This is a genomic window from Streptomyces mirabilis, assembly GCF_039503195.1.
In the GTDB taxonomy this organism is placed as follows: domain Bacteria; phylum Actinomycetota; class Actinomycetes; order Streptomycetales; family Streptomycetaceae; genus Streptomyces; species Streptomyces mirabilis_D.
Genome location: NZ_JBCJKP010000001.1, coordinates 8,625,277 through 8,638,436, shown reverse-complemented (window position 1 = coordinate 8,638,436; position 13,160 = coordinate 8,625,277). Strand labels below are relative to the sequence as shown.

Below are 13,160 nucleotides of genomic sequence, written 5' to 3'. Positions count from 1 at the left end.
GTGGGCGGCGTGCTCAGCGGCCCTTGACGGCATGCAGCAATGTGACGCCGAGCCATGGGCCGCCGTACCAGTACCCGGGGCCGAGTCCGCGCAGTGTGCCCTGACCGAGGTGCGCCGCGTACTTCCTGGCCATGGGCCAGAAGTCGGCGACGATCAACCGCCCGCCCGGGCGCAGCACCCGCATGGCCTCGTCCACCGCGCGGTATCGCGCCTCGGGCGACGGGATGTTGTGGATCGCCAGCGCGCTCGTCACGACGTCGAAGGAGCCGTCCGCGAACGGCAACGCGGTCATGTCGGCCGTACGTACTTCCACCCGGTCGGCGACCCCTGCCGCGGCGGCGTTGGCGAGCGTGACTTCGGGCCGGTTGCCGCTCTGGTCCTTCCCGGACCACAGGTCCACGCCCACGGCGTGTCCCGTCGGCAGCCGCCTGGCCGCCTCGATCAGCACCGCGCCGCGACCGCACCCCAGGTCCAGCAGCCGCTCATCGCCCTTCAGGCCGGCCTGCTCCAGCTCCCGCCCCCAGATGCGCAGCTTGCCGTGCAGTGTGGTGTGCAGGTAGATGCCGGTGTTGGCAAGCAGTACCGTCCCGGCAGCCGCCATCGCGTTCCGTCCCGGCCGCCTCCGGCCGGCGGCCAGGCAGCAGGCCGCACCGACGGCGCCGAGTGTCGCGGGGAACGCTGGAGCGTCTACGCCGTAGCGCGGCCGTTGAAAGCGCGGCAGTGGGGAGTCATCCCGGTTCTTGGACATAGGCGCAGTGTCACAAGCTCAACTGCCGGGCGGCTTGTAGAAATGTTCCCCCGTGGCCGGCGCGCCACCGGAAGTGTCAGGTGCAGACCGCCGAGTCAGGGCTTGGACAGGTATGCGGGGGCGGCCCACGCCACGTCGTCGACCGCAAGCCACGGCGCGACCGCGACGGCCGTGGGTGTCGCACCGGCGAAGGCCATGACATCCCGATGGAGGTGGGACTGGTCGGCGTAGCCGATCTCCGCCGCCACCCGTGCGGCGCTGTGCCCCGCGGCCAGCCGGTGGGCCGCGTGGTCGAAACGGACAAGCTGAGCAGCGCGTTTGGGGTGGAGACCGACCTGGGCTCGGAACCGGGACCACAGTCGCTTACGGCTCCAGCCGACCTCCCCCGCCAGCCGCTCGACCCGAACCCCTCCCAGGTTCGTCACCATCTGCCGCCACACGAAGGCGACCTCAGGATCGATCCTTCGGCCTGCCTCGTGTCGTCGAACGAACGCCGCCTCCGCGAAGTCGTGGACGCGACGACACTGACGGCTTCCGCAAGCACCGCGGACCAGAAGGGACCGCTCGTGATGCGCTCACCGATTGACCCGTTCAACCCGTTCGAACCGTTCGACCGGTTCGACCCGTTCACGTCGGCCGTCGATCTCGCCGCAGCCATACGCCGAAAGGAGGTGAGCCCGGTCGAGGTGGCCGACTGCTGTCTCGAGCGGATGGAGGACCAACTCGACCCCCGGCTGAGCGCGGATCCGCCGGTGCCGGGCGGGCGCCGGCCGCGGCATCGGACCCGGTCGTGCAACGGTTCGTGGACGCGGGGCTCATCCTGCTCGGCAAGACCACCACCTCCGAGTTCGGTGCCCTGCCCTTCACCGAGAACGACGCCCTCGGCATCTCGCGCAACCCGTGGGACCCGGATCGCACGCCGGGCGGATCGTCGAGCGGAGCGGGCGCTGCCGTCGCCGCCGGGATGGCACCGATCGCGCACGCCGAAGACGGCGGCGGGTCGATCCGCATCCTCGCGTCGTGCAACGGTCTCCTCGGGCTCAAACCCACCCCGGCCTGGTCACCGACGCGACCGTCAGCGTGGAAGGTCTCGGCACCAGCGGCGTGCTCACCCGCACGGTGGCCGACACCGCGGCCGCCCTCGATGTGCTGGCGCGCCATGATCCGGCCGCGTGGTGGTCGCCCCCGACCCCGCACAGGTCCTTCGCCACCGCGATGCGGACGGACCTGCCGACCGGGCTGCGGATCGGTGTGCTCACGGACTCCCCGATCGACGGAATACACGTGCACCCGGCGTGTACGGAAGCCGTCACCGTCACTCTTCGGGCGCTCGAAGCGGCCGGTCACGACATCGTCGACACCCGTCTTCCGCTCCCCCCGACCGACGAGTTGGTGGCGGCGTTCACGACCATCTGGAACGTCGGCGGCAGCGGGATCGTGCTCGCGGACCCGGACCGTGTCGAGCCCCACAGTCGTGCCCTGCGTGACGCGGCACGAGCGATCGACTCGTGGTCCTACGCGGAAGGGGTGAGGAAGACCCAACAGCTGTCGCGGCGCATCGTCGAGGGCTTCCTCGCCGGCTTCGACCTCCTGGTCACGCCCACGATGGCGTGCCTCCCGCCGCTCGTCGGTGCCTGGCGGGCAGGCGCCGCCGACGATCCCCTGATGCCACTGCTGAACAGCTACCCGATGGCGGTGTTCACGTCGGTGTTCAACGTGACAGGCCAACCGGCGATCTCGATCCCCATCCCCCACGACGACGCCACCGGCTTGCCCGTCGGCGTCCAGATCGTCGCCGCACCGTGGCGCGAAGACCTCCTGCTCCAGGTGTCTCGCACCCTCGAGCTCGCGCATCCCTGGATCGATCGCCGCCCGCCCGTCAGTTGAGCAGGGAGGCGGTCAGTCCGTCGGGGACCGGCCGAGCGTCTGCTCCCGCTCGGACAGTGCCTGGAGCCGGTACTCCTTCGGGGAGATCCCGTACGCGGTGCGAAAGGCGCGGGTGAACTCGGAGGCGCGGGGGAAGCCCCAGCGGGCGGCGACGGCGTGGATCGGCGTGGTGCGCAGCGAGGAGTCGGCCAGGTCGCGGCGGACGTTCTCCAGCCGCCGGCCGCGGATCCAGGCCCCGACCGTTTCGCCCTGCGACTGCTGCTGAAAGATCCGGTACAGGTAGCTGCGGGAGATGTGGTGCGCGGCGGCGATCGCGGGCGGCGTCAGCTCCGGGTCGTGGAGATTCTGCCGGATGAACGCCTGGATGCGTTGTGCTGTGACCCGTTGGTGGGTCTCCTGCGGAAGGGCGGCCTCCGCGTCCAGTACCTGGGCGAACCAGGCCGACACCAGGTCGAGTACGACCGTACCCAGGCGGTGAGCGTCGGAGGGCTGAAGGGCTTCGGCCTGCCGGTCCAGGCCGACGAGGAATTCCGTCAGCAGAGCGCCGGTACCCTCCCGCCCCGACAGCCCCCGTCCCAGCAACTCCCGGACGCGGTGCGGCGGCAGGGGCAGCAACGCCTTGGGGAAGTCCACGCCGACCCCCTTGACGGCTCGGGGATCCCGGTCGTCCGCCGGTCGGAGGTCGTACGGCCGCGAGCCGTCGACCATGTGCAGGTCACGTGGGCCGAACGTGTCGGTCCGTCCGGCGTGCTCGAGCGCCAGGTCTCCATCGAGCAGCAGCGTCAGGTGGTACAACTCGGGGTCGGACCGACGCACCATTCTTCCGCTCCGCCGGTAGCGGGTCGGCAGGAACGACGACGGCCATACGGTCACCGGCCCCAGCTCCATCAGCCGGTACTCCGCCCAGTAGTCGGCGGTGTGGGCACTGATCAGGTCGCTCGAGCGCGTCCGGCCGACCACTTCCCGCCAGTACTCGAATCTGTCCTCCGCAGGCACGTCCTCGCTGCGGAACACGGTCCCGATCATTCCGTCCCAACTCCCCTGGCCCCAGGGCCATGGTCGCCCGTCCGACAGCTGAGCTACTTGGCTGCGCGCATCAGCAGATGGCCATGGCGGAACTGGCGTTCCTCCTCGCGCGGCGCACGCAGCATCCGGCCGACCTCGACGAACCCGGCTTCGCCGGCCAGCCCCGCGAGGTCGTCGATCGGCCATCGGTACGCCGTCACCACTTTGTGGTCGAACGCCGTGACCGGATCACCCTCCGACTCGAAGAAGGCGAGCGAGAGGTGGCCGTCAGGCGCGAGTATCCGCCGGAACTCGGCGAAGTACGAGGGCACCTCCTGCGGTGGGGTGTGGATGACCGAGTAGTAGGACACGATGCCGTTCAGCTTGCCGTCGGCCAGGTCCAGGGCGTCCATGGAGCCGACCTCGAACCGCAGGTCCGGGTATGCCTCGCGGGCGAGACCGATCATCACCGGCGACAGGTCGACGCCGAAGACGTCCAGCCCCAGGTCCCGCAGGTGCGCGGTGATGCGTCCCGGGCCGCATCCCAGCTCCGCGACGGGCCCGGCGCCGGGGGTCCGTACGAGGTCGGCGAACGCGGCGAGCATCGCGCGATCCAGCGGAAGAGCGTCGAGATCATTACGGAAGAGTTCGGCGTAACGGACTGCGACGGCGTCGTAGGCATCCGCTGTCGCACCGAGATGCGAGGAGGGTTCAGTCACAAGCCAGGACACTAGCTCGTCGCGCGGGGCCATCTCCTCGTGGGCAGACAGGAGTTGGCAGAAGCCCTGTTCCATGCGAAGGGGGCACGTGCGGGTCATTGGGTGCGGTGGTGGCGGAGGGCCGGAAGGGCCAGGAGGATGCCCAGGACGAGCGCGGCGGCGACGACACGCGGGATGCCGCCGAAGCCGAGGCCGGTCAGAGCTCCGGTGAGCTGCGGGCCCAGGCCGGCGCCGATGAACATGCTGCATCCGTAGAGGGCGACGGCCGCGCCGCGGGCGTGCGGGGCGGCGGCGTTGATGGTCTCGACGACGGCGGGTGCCGCTGCCGCGACGGCTGCCACGAACGGGAGCAGCGCGAGAGCTCGCCATCCAGCGGATGCGCGCGGTCAACGCCGTCCACGGAAGCCAGGCGTTCGCGGCGATGCCCCTTCACGGCGTGCTCTGAGGAACTCTCCCAGAGGAGTGCCGTCGCTCATGAACCCCACCTCGTCATGATCCGGGTCATGGCGTCATTCTCCCTCGCGTCCGCCCGGGTGCGGCGTCGTGATCCTGGTCCTGGCACACCCAGGAAGCACCGGGCCGGCTCCTACCAGGTCTCCCGGTCTCAGTCGGTGCCCTTCGTGGTGTCCTGCGCGGGCACGGGGCCGGCGCTCAGCGAGCCGAGCAGGGCGAGAGCGTCGGCGGACGTGCTGCCCGGTTCGGCCTGGTAGACGATGAGCTGCTGGGTGGGGGCACTGTTGACGGTGAACGCCTCGTAGTGCAGTTCCAGGTCACCGACCTCAGCGTGGTGGAAGAACTTGGCTCGCGGGACTTGCCGCGTACGTCGTGGCGACCCCACAGAACGCGGAAGTCGGCGCTCTTCATGGACAGTTCACCGACTAGCTCCCGCAACCGCGGGTCCTCGGGGTCGATGCCGGCCGCCCGGCGCAGGGTCGCCACAGTCAATGCGGCGGCCCGGTCCCCGTCACGGTGGAAGTGGTGCGCGGCCGGGTCCAGGAACGTCATGCGCAGCAGGTTGTCGGGCTGGGTGAAGCCTGCGTACAGGGCGCCTGCGAGCCGGTTGCGGGCGAGAACGTCCAGGGCGTGGCCCAGGACGAAGGCGGGCGTGTCGCTCCAGGTGTCGAGTCCTGTGGCTTCGGGGCGCAGTTGGGCACGCCGTGCGCGGAGGAATCCTCCCAGCGCGTTCTCGGCGGCGGGGTCCTTGTCCGTGCCCATGTGTCGAGGGTCCATATGTCGCGGGTCCATGTGTCGAGGCCAGGTCTCTGTGGTGCCTTGTCGCGGGGGTGAAGGGGGGCGCGCTTCACGTGGGAGCCGCGCACCCTGGACAACCGCTACCTGGTTGTTTCACCGGCGCCTCACCACGGTGGACACATGTGTCCGCATGGCCGCCCTCGCGCCGACCGGCGGGCTGCTCATCGCCGCCTGGAGCTGGTCCGACAGACGCCGTCAACGGGCAGCGGTTCCCAACCCCACGCTGTCCTTCACGACGGTGTCCACACTGTCCATGAGCCGCATGGCCTCCGCCTCCGTGGCCGTGGGCGGGACCACCAGCAGGTCCCATCGGCCGCGGCCGGGCGCCAGCAGACAGACGGTGGACGGGGTGTGCCGGGTGATCGTCCGGCTCAGGCGTACCACCTGGTCCGCGACGAGCAGCCGCGCCGGGAACGGCGACCATACGGCCCCATCCACCAGAACGCTGCTGATCTGCCCCCAGGACTGCGGCAGTCCACCCAGCAGCCGGGGGAGTTCGGACGTCAGGTCGGGCGAACGGGGCCACCAGGCGCCGTCGATACGCCGGGGCATGTGACCCTGTGCCGGCTGGGCCACCAGGCGCAGGCGCACGGCCGACGATGCGCAGAGCGGGGGCGGCGGCGCGAGTGTCATGAGAACTCCTGAAGGGGACGCGGTCGATCGGGTTGACGCGCGGCGGGCGGCGATACGGTCCGGGGTGGGCCAGCGCACGTCCCTGACCCAGCCGAGGCGTTCGAAGAGGCGGATGACGGCGGCGGACGGGTCGAGCTGGCCGCGGTCGACGCCGTGCCGGGCGCTGGTGGGGTCGGCGTGGTGGAGGTTGTGCCAGCTCTCGCCGAAGGAGAGCAGAGCCAGGGGCCACAGGTTGGTGGCGCGGTCGTGGCGACGGGTGCGGAACGGGCGCTCGCCGATCACATGGCAGAGGGAGTTCACGCTCCAGGTGACATGGTGGAGCAGGGCGATGCGGACAAGTCCCGCCCAGAGCAGGGCGGTCAGGGCAGACGTCCAGGTGCCGCCGATCAGTCGGCCCGCGACGAAGGGCAGGGCGACAGTGAGCACACACAGAGCCGGGAAGGCCCGGGACACGGCCCGGATGTCGCGGTCGGCGACGAGATCGGGAGCGTAACGCGCCGTGGAGGTGGGGGCGTTGCGGAACAGCCAGCCGACATGGGCGTCCACCAGACCCCGCAACTGGCCCCGCACAGACGTGCCGTAGCGGTACGGGGAGTGCGGATCGCCCGGCCGGTCGGTGAAGGCGTGGTGGCGACGGTGGATGGCGACCCAGCCGATCACGTCGCCCTGGAAGCTCATCGACCCGGCCACCGCGAGCGCGATGCGCAGCGGCCGTACGGCTCGGTAGCTGTTGTGGGTCAGGCCCCGGTGGAAGCCGACCGTGACGCCGAGGCCCGTGACCGTGTAGAGCACCACGGCGAGCAGGACATCGACGGGTTGGATCAGGCGCCCCCACAGCAACCAGCCGGCCAGGCCGAGAGCCAGGAACGGCAGAAAGACGATCAATGCCGTGATCGTCAGCGACAGCCGCTCGCTGCCGGTGCGCTCGGGGGCCGTTCCGTCTCGCGGGAAGGGTGCCGTCCCGTCGTACTCCGGGGGCGGCAGGGTGCTTTCCGGCGCGGCGGCGGACGGGGAACGGAGGGACTGGAAAGACATGGGCGGTCCTTGACCTCGGTGACGACAGTGCGGCCGGGGTCTTGGGCTGCGCCTCTTGGACGATGGATGCGAACGGCATGGCTGAAAGCGGATGTGTGTCGCACGGACAGGGGGTATATGGGGCTTACGTGGGGATTCGAGTTTCTTCGACTGGTTTCGAGTTGCTTCGACGAGTCACTCATAAGAGTTCACTCCCCAGTCATACGCGAGCAGCGCCTACCAGTTCCGCGGCTGACGGGTGATCGGGACGGTCGGCGCTGATGCCGGGCTCGCGCGGTGCGTGTTCGGCCTTGTGCGACATCAGGTGCTGCCTCCCTTCGCGTGACGGCGGGTCGTCAGTGGCCACGGCGCGTGGCCCTGGCCGTCGGGGGACGGCGGGCGGCGCCGGGCCGCGTCGACCTGCCGTTCGGCGACAAGTGCCTCGAACAGGCTTCGGGCTTCGACCATGGCCTCCCGCATTTCCTCGGTGCCGCTCTGGTCGCGGGCTGCCGCGTGCATGCCGCGGTAGCCCTGAACGAAGTAGGCGTGGTGGACGGAGAGGGCAGCCAGCTGCTCCTCGAACTGCTCGCCGTCCGGGAAACCACGATCCCTTGCCAAGCGCGTCAACAGCGCATCCGCCTCGGTGACGGCCTTCTGCGGTGAGTCGACGAACTGCTCTTGAACTGCGTCCCAACGGGCCACGTACTGCTCGCGGACCGCGGGCGACAGCGGCTGTTCCTGGAGGGAGCCGTGGCGCCGCACGCGCTCGCCGAGTTCCCGCTGCGCAGCCCGGACATCACCGTGAAGGGCGACGGCACGCTCGTACTCGGGCCCGAACCGCCGCTTCAGCCCGCGCCCGCCGCTGCCCCGGGCTCGCCCACGTCCGGTGTAGCGGAGAGTGACCAGGACAATGACGAGCACGGCGATGACTACGACGGCGATCATGACTGTCTTCCTCGGCTCTCGGTTCGCAGGTCGGTGTGCTCCATTGCCGTCAATTCCCGTCGGTTCATTGAGCGTCGCTGCCTGCCGGGTGGCTCCCACGCGCCCCGCGGGGTGGGATCGGGCCCCGAACATGGATGACGTGCGGTGGTGCCGGTGGCCGCCACGGCTGCGCCCACACCGACGAAGCCGACGATCCCGAAGACCGGCGGAAGGAAAGGGATCCAGAGCGGCATCGCCGGGCCTCCACACGGTCACAGGGACAGATCCTGCGTTCCGCGGGGGCCGGGCGAAGCGGAAGGTGGAAGGCCTTGCCCGGAGATATCCGGAGCGATGCAGCCCCACACCTGCTGTCAGTCAACGCCTGGCAACTTCCTTTGTCAACGTCATGTCGACACGGGTGAGTTCCGGGTGCTGGGTAGAGGCCGTTGGGGTGGACAGAGCTTCGGCGGGGGCTTCGACCGGTTCGGCCGACGGCAGCACATGGTCCTCCCACCAGGACAGGCCCATGACGGCGGCGAGCAGGACGAAGGGAGTCGAAGCCGGAACGATCAGCGCGTACATGCGTACCGCCTGCGGTGGGATGCGTGCGACGCGGCGGGCGGTAGATCGTTGCCCGCATGGGGCGCATCGAGGCTGCGCCGGGATCGCGTAGCGACGGCGAGTGCGGGAGCGGCCCGTTGGTGGCGGAGCAGGTTCCGGCACTGATGCGCGAGGTGCGCCCTCGATGGGGCGCGAGAGGTGATCGACGCTGCCGGGGTCATGGGCCGCACCAGGCACGCTAGCCCTCGCCGCACTCCCTGAACAGGTGTCACGTGGCCATCCTGCTTCGGTGGAAGGCGCTGACGTGGGGTGCTGTCCGCAACCTCCGGGCAGGGACACGCTGTTCGAACAGGCCCCGGCCCCCGGCAGTGATGCGTTGTTCCGCTCCGGGAAGGCCCGCCGTGTTCGTCTCGCTTCTCATTCTCCTCATGGCCCTGTTCGGCTTCGGCTTCCTCCGCCCCATCTCCCGACATCCAGGGGTTCCGGGACAGGTTCAGCCCAGCCGGAGGCGCGACTCACCACCAGCAGACGAGCCGTCGAGAAGGAGAAGGCCATGATTCACGCAGTCGATGGTGACGATGTCCGCGAGTGGCGCGACCTCGACGACCTGCTGCCCGACGACGTGTCGGCCGCCGACCAGGAGGAAGCGATCTTCAAGCTCTGCGTGGTGAGGCACGCGTCATGCACCAGGTGACCACGCCCCATGAAGATCAGTTGTTGTTGACGGTTGCGGCCTCGGCGGGGGATACGGCTTTGGCGGCCGAAGTCCTTGAACTGCGGGCCACAACTGAACAGTTAAGGCGGGCGTTGGCGAGCCGTGCGGTGATCGACCAGGCGCGTGGCATGGTGATGGCCCTGACGCCGTGCTCCAGCGCGCGGGCCTGGGATCTGCTGGTGGACGTGTCGCAGCACTGCAACGTCAAACTCAGGGACGTGGCCGCGGCCCTGGTCGCCACGGCGAAGGGCGAGGCGCTCCCGGAGCAGCTGCAGCGGGAGCTGCGCCGAGCGCTGCGGCGTGCTCACGCCGCAGACCGGCGGTGACACCGGGCACGCCCGGTGGACGGCACCGGGAGCTGCGGGCTCAACCCTCCGGCGCCTTCGTCCAGGCCGGCCGTCGGACGCTCCTCCTGTGTAACCCGTCTCGTGGCTCTCAAACACCGGCCCGTCTCTCCCGTGCTCCCGCAGCTGTCGACCAGGGAAGACTTCTACGGAGCGCGGCGGCTCCCGGTCGGGACGACTCCGGCGTGGCGGCGGTCGTGAAAGCGGCGACGGCGGCCACGTGCCCGGACGGCCAGGTTCCGTACGGCCATCCGTCAGGTTCTCCCGTTCGACCGAGTCCAGGCCGCGCCCAGCATGCTCTCTGCCCGCGCCCCGTAGGTAGCCCTGCATGGCCGAAACCCTGTTTGAAAGTGGGCTGTCCGGGGAGCCGTCCGGTGTGCTTCAGACCGGAGGCACGCCGTGGGAGCAGCTTTGGCTGCTCCCCAGTGCGCTGCGGTCGACCGGCTCCCACGGTGAGTGATGCCACTGATCAGGGAGGCACCATGACGTACCGACGCACGCAGAGCCCGGGAAGCAGCCGTCCCTACGACGACGCACCGGACACCGACGCCGCGTTCCGCCGTATCGCCGCCCTGCCGGACGGTCCGGAGAGGTCCGCGCTGCGGCAGGAGGTGGTGTGCGCCTGGATGCCGATGGCCGTACGGCTGGCCCGGCGCTTCCGCCATCGCGGTGAGACCTTCGAAGACCTCAAGCAGGTCGCCCAACTGGGCCTGGTCAAGGCGGTGTCCCGCTTCGACCCGAGTCTCGGCACCGCCTTCCAGGGCTTTGCCATACCGACGATCCTCGGCGAGGTGAGGCGGCACTTCCGTGACGAACTCTGGGTCGTGCATGTGCCGCGGCGCGTACAGGAGCTGCGCGGCCAGGTCCGCTCCGCCGACCATGAGCTGTGCTCTTCGCTGGGCGGAGGTACACCCGCGGTCCACGAGATCGCCGCACACACCGGGCTGACCGAGGCAGAGGTGCGGCTGGGCCAGGAGGCGCCGGAGCCCTTCACCGCCCGGTCCTTGGACGCCGTGCCCGGCCGCTCCGAGGGCCACCCTCTGGCCGACACCCTCGGTGGCATGGAACCCGGCTTCGACCGGGTCGTGGACCGTGAGGCGCTCCGACCCCTGCTGCGGGCGCTGCCCGAACGCGAGCGGCAGATCCTGTACATGAGGTTCTTCTGCGAGATGACACAGGCCCGCATCGGCCTACAGCTCGGTGTCTCTCAGATGCACGTCTCCCGTCTGATCACCCGCACCTGTGCACGCCTGCGCGACCAGGTGACGGCCGACGTCCACGATCCCAGGAGGGCATCGTGACGACGTCCCGGCTGCACGGGCGACAATCGGGCTGACGGGGCCCTACGAGGCCACTGTTGCCGTCGGTTGACTCCGAGGGCACTCCTATTCTCCGAGAGGCACGCCGCGATGAGCGAGCAGGACAACCAGGCCACGCACCATCCCGCAGTGGTCGCGCACCACCAGAGCCGTGCCGAGGACGTCCAACTGCGTATCGCCGATGCCATCACCAAGTTCGCCGGTTCCATGCCGTTCGTCTACGCCCACGCGGTCGCTTTCGCGTTGTGGATGCTGTTCTTCGAGGCCAACCCCTGGCCCACGTTGACGCTCGTGGTGTCTCTGGAGGCGATCTTCCTGTCGGCGTTCGTCATGATCGGCCAGAACCGGCAGGCTGCCTTCCAGCAGATCAAGGCCGATCACGATTTCGTCGAGCAGGAGTTGGAGCTCAAGACCAACACCGAGCTGACCCGTGCGATCCATGCCATGACCACGGAACTCCACAGCCGTTTGATCGAGGACCGCGCGGAACGGTAACGGGGCCGGGTGGTCAGGCGCCCAGGCCGGGGAGGGGTTCGGAGTCGTCGATGAAGGCGGGGGCCATGTCGGACAGGCGCCGGTTGTGGGAACGGGCACAGCCGCGCAGGGCGGAAGGCCTGTTCGATGTCGATGCTCTGGCGTTCGGAGTGTCTTCCCTTGGCCTGTTCGATCAGTACGCGGCTGTTCAGCGCGGTCTGCAGCTGTTCGTTGAGGACGGTGCTGCGCCGGCCGGCACGTTGTCGCAGCAGGCTGATGGTGGCGACGTCGGCCAGGGCCTGGGCGAGCGGGGTAGCGGCCAGGTCGAAGGGGCCGGGGGTCGCACGGAAGAGGTTCAGGGCACCGACGGTCTCGTCCCGCAGGCGCATGGGCAGGGCCTGGACGGCCCCGAACCCCCTGCGGTGGCCGCCGTGCACCGCCGACGAACGCGTCCGCGAGTGAGATGTCGCCCTTGAGTCGGTGGATTGTGCGTCCTGGGCGGCGAGCCCCGCAGGGCGCCCGTGCCGACCGTTGCCGGGGACGGGCAAGGCCCTGGTCTCCGGCCGCCGGGGAGGGCACCGGGTTCAGACCGCCGGGGAAGGCACCCGGTTCAGACCGCCGGCCCGGCGGTCTGGGTGTCCAGCGCGGCGCAGAGCCAGTCGTGCGCGGCTCCGGCGGTCGGTTCCGACGGGCTGGACAGCTCGGCGGTGAGTTCCCAGTAGCGGTCGATACGGGGATCCGCGGCCAGCACCCGGCTGAGTCCCCGGCGGAAGGCGGGAGTGTCCCGCGTGCCGCGTGAGCGGGCATAGGCGGAGACGAAGCAGTCGAGTGCCTCGCCCTCGTGCGGTGGCCGCTGCGCCCGCAGTTGTGGCGATGCCAGCGCATACGCCTCGACAAGGCCGTCGTAGAGCACGGCCGGGCGGCCCCCGTCGGACCCGTGCGCCGCGGGCTGACCGTGACCGGTACCGGGGCAGGGGGCGGAGACGAGGGCGTGCAGCCGGGTGAAGGCCAGCACCTGGGACGGTGTCGGGCCTTCGGGGAGCTGTGGAACTGCGTGTTCGACGACGGCGGAGACCAGCCGGGCCGGGAGCCGCGGCGGCAGCCAGCGCCGCCAGAAGCGTGCCAGTGCGGCTGTGCTGGGCGGGACGGACACGGCGCCGATCAGCCGCAGTCGCTCGGCGCGTTCCTCGGGGGCACAGTCCTGGAGCAGTTGGAGGGCTGCCTCCTGCCAGCGCAGGGCAGCCAGCCGCGAGCCGATCTGCCGCAGCTGCCCCGCGACGACGTCCTCCAGGGTGTCCTCCTGATCGAGGATCCGGCCTACTTCGGGGACCGGCAGGTCGAGGGTGCGCAGGGAGCGGATCAGGTGGAGCCGGTCGAGTGCCTCGGGGCCGTACCTGCGGTGGCCGCCTGTGCTGCGGGCGGCCTCGGGCAGCAGACCGCGGTCCGAGTAGAAGCGGACGGTCTTGACGGTGACGCCCGCGTGCTCGGCGAGCTCTCCGATGCTCCATGTGCTTTCAGGGCGCACGACTTGAACCTCCCTCAGGGGGAGTTCCTACCGTACCGACG

General features: G+C 70.1%; 15 protein-coding genes and 4 pseudogenes. 7 read left to right on the top strand and 12 right to left on the bottom strand.

What is annotated here, in order from left to right:
- Nucleotides 1-13: 13 nt before the first annotated feature.
- Both AAFF41_RS38985 and AAFF41_RS38980 read right to left on the bottom strand, forming a co-directional pair.
- On the bottom strand, nt 14-601 hold the full coding sequence (locus AAFF41_RS38985) for a class I SAM-dependent methyltransferase (protein WP_343325470.1): 588 nt from the start codon (nt 599-601) through the stop codon (nt 14-16).
- Between the two features lie 242 nt (nt 602-843).
- Nucleotides 844-1,251, bottom strand: a pseudogene (locus AAFF41_RS38980) (helix-turn-helix domain-containing protein); the annotation flags it as partial.
- A 287-nt stretch (nt 1,252-1,538) separates the two neighbouring features.
- On the opposite strand from AAFF41_RS38980, the pseudogene AAFF41_RS51835 reads away from it, so the two are divergent.
- A pseudogene (locus AAFF41_RS51835) lies at nt 1,539-1,769 on the top strand (amidase family protein); the annotation flags it as partial.
- Nucleotides 1,769-2,635 carry an amidase gene (locus AAFF41_RS38975; protein ID WP_319753196.1) on the top strand — a complete coding sequence of 289 codons (867 nt, stop codon included), beginning with the start codon at nt 1,769-1,771 and terminating at the stop codon, nt 2,633-2,635. The pseudogene AAFF41_RS51835 and the gene AAFF41_RS38975, both read left to right, overlap by 1 nt.
- A 12-nt stretch (nt 2,636-2,647) precedes the next feature.
- Here the strand turns inward: AAFF41_RS38975 and AAFF41_RS38970 are convergent, their stop codons facing one another.
- The 8 genes and pseudogenes from AAFF41_RS38970 to AAFF41_RS38935 form a co-directional block, all read right to left on the bottom strand.
- Complete coding sequence (locus AAFF41_RS38970) at nt 2,648-3,661, bottom strand: helix-turn-helix domain-containing protein (RefSeq protein ID WP_343325469.1); 1,014 nt, start codon at nt 3,659-3,661, stop codon at nt 2,648-2,650.
- A gap of 53 nt (nt 3,662-3,714) precedes the next feature.
- On the bottom strand, nt 3,715-4,359 hold the full coding sequence (locus tag AAFF41_RS38965; protein ID WP_319753198.1) for a class I SAM-dependent methyltransferase: 645 nt from the start codon (nt 4,357-4,359) through the stop codon (nt 3,715-3,717).
- Nucleotides 4,360-4,454: 95 nt separating this feature from the next.
- Nucleotides 4,455-4,700 carry a hypothetical protein gene (locus AAFF41_RS38960; protein ID WP_319753199.1) on the bottom strand — a complete coding sequence of 82 codons (246 nt, stop codon included), beginning with the start codon at nt 4,698-4,700 and terminating at the stop codon, nt 4,455-4,457.
- A gap of 263 nt (nt 4,701-4,963) precedes the next feature.
- A pseudogene (locus AAFF41_RS38955) lies at nt 4,964-5,574 on the bottom strand (MmyB family transcriptional regulator).
- A gap of 231 nt (nt 5,575-5,805) precedes the next feature.
- Nucleotides 5,806-6,243, bottom strand: a complete 438-nt coding sequence (locus AAFF41_RS38950) for a DUF5994 family protein (protein WP_343326422.1) — start codon at nt 6,241-6,243, stop codon at nt 5,806-5,808.
- A gap of 36 nt (nt 6,244-6,279) precedes the next feature.
- Nucleotides 6,280-7,278 (bottom strand): annotated as a pseudogene (locus tag AAFF41_RS38945) (acyl-CoA desaturase); the annotation flags it as partial.
- Between the two features lie 300 nt (nt 7,279-7,578).
- A complete protein-coding gene (locus AAFF41_RS38940; RefSeq protein WP_343325468.1) occupies nt 7,579-8,202 on the bottom strand; it encodes a hypothetical protein in 624 nt (207 codons plus the stop codon).
- Nucleotides 8,203-8,556: 354 nt separating this feature from the next.
- Nucleotides 8,557-8,763: a hypothetical protein gene (locus AAFF41_RS38935; protein WP_319753202.1), complete on the bottom strand. Its 207-nt coding sequence runs from the start codon at nt 8,761-8,763 to the stop codon at nt 8,557-8,559.
- A 532-nt stretch (nt 8,764-9,295) separates the two neighbouring features.
- Between AAFF41_RS38935 and AAFF41_RS38930 the strand changes: the two genes are divergently transcribed.
- The 4 genes from AAFF41_RS38930 to AAFF41_RS38915 all read left to right on the top strand — a co-directional run bounded on the left by AAFF41_RS38930 (nt 9,296) and on the right by AAFF41_RS38915 (nt 11,615).
- The gene (locus tag AAFF41_RS38930; protein ID WP_319753203.1) at nt 9,296-9,436 is read left to right on the top strand and encodes a hypothetical protein; all 141 of its coding nucleotides are present in this window, start codon (nt 9,296-9,298) and stop codon (nt 9,434-9,436) included.
- Entirely contained in the window at nt 9,424-9,783 is a 360-nt protein-coding gene (locus AAFF41_RS38925) for an ANTAR domain-containing protein (protein ID WP_319753204.1), read from the top strand. Before AAFF41_RS38930 ends, AAFF41_RS38925 begins: the two co-directional genes overlap by 13 nt.
- A gap of 500 nt (nt 9,784-10,283) precedes the next feature.
- Nucleotides 10,284-11,102, top strand: a complete 819-nt coding sequence (locus AAFF41_RS38920; protein ID WP_343325467.1) for a SigB/SigF/SigG family RNA polymerase sigma factor — start codon at nt 10,284-10,286, stop codon at nt 11,100-11,102.
- A 108-nt stretch (nt 11,103-11,210) separates the two neighbouring features.
- Entirely contained in the window at nt 11,211-11,615 is a 405-nt protein-coding gene (locus AAFF41_RS38915) for a DUF1003 domain-containing protein (protein ID WP_319753206.1), read from the top strand.
- Here AAFF41_RS38915 and AAFF41_RS38910 read toward each other — a convergent pair.
- A complete protein-coding gene (locus AAFF41_RS38910) occupies nt 11,498-11,788 on the bottom strand; it encodes a hypothetical protein (RefSeq protein ID WP_343326421.1) in 291 nt (96 codons plus the stop codon). The genes AAFF41_RS38915 and AAFF41_RS38910 overlap by 118 nt on opposite strands.
- Here AAFF41_RS38910 and AAFF41_RS38905 point away from each other — a divergent pair.
- The gene (locus AAFF41_RS38905; RefSeq protein WP_319753207.1) at nt 11,681-12,070 is read left to right on the top strand and encodes a hypothetical protein; all 390 of its coding nucleotides are present in this window, start codon (nt 11,681-11,683) and stop codon (nt 12,068-12,070) included. The two genes, AAFF41_RS38910 and AAFF41_RS38905, sit on opposite strands and share 108 nt — an antisense overlap.
- 134 nt (nt 12,071-12,204) lie before the next feature.
- Here AAFF41_RS38905 and AAFF41_RS38900 read toward each other — a convergent pair whose 3' ends face one another.
- Nucleotides 12,205-13,119, bottom strand: a complete 915-nt coding sequence (locus AAFF41_RS38900) for a helix-turn-helix domain-containing protein (RefSeq protein ID WP_319753208.1) — start codon at nt 13,117-13,119, stop codon at nt 12,205-12,207.
- Nucleotides 13,120-13,160: the final 41 nt, after the last annotated feature.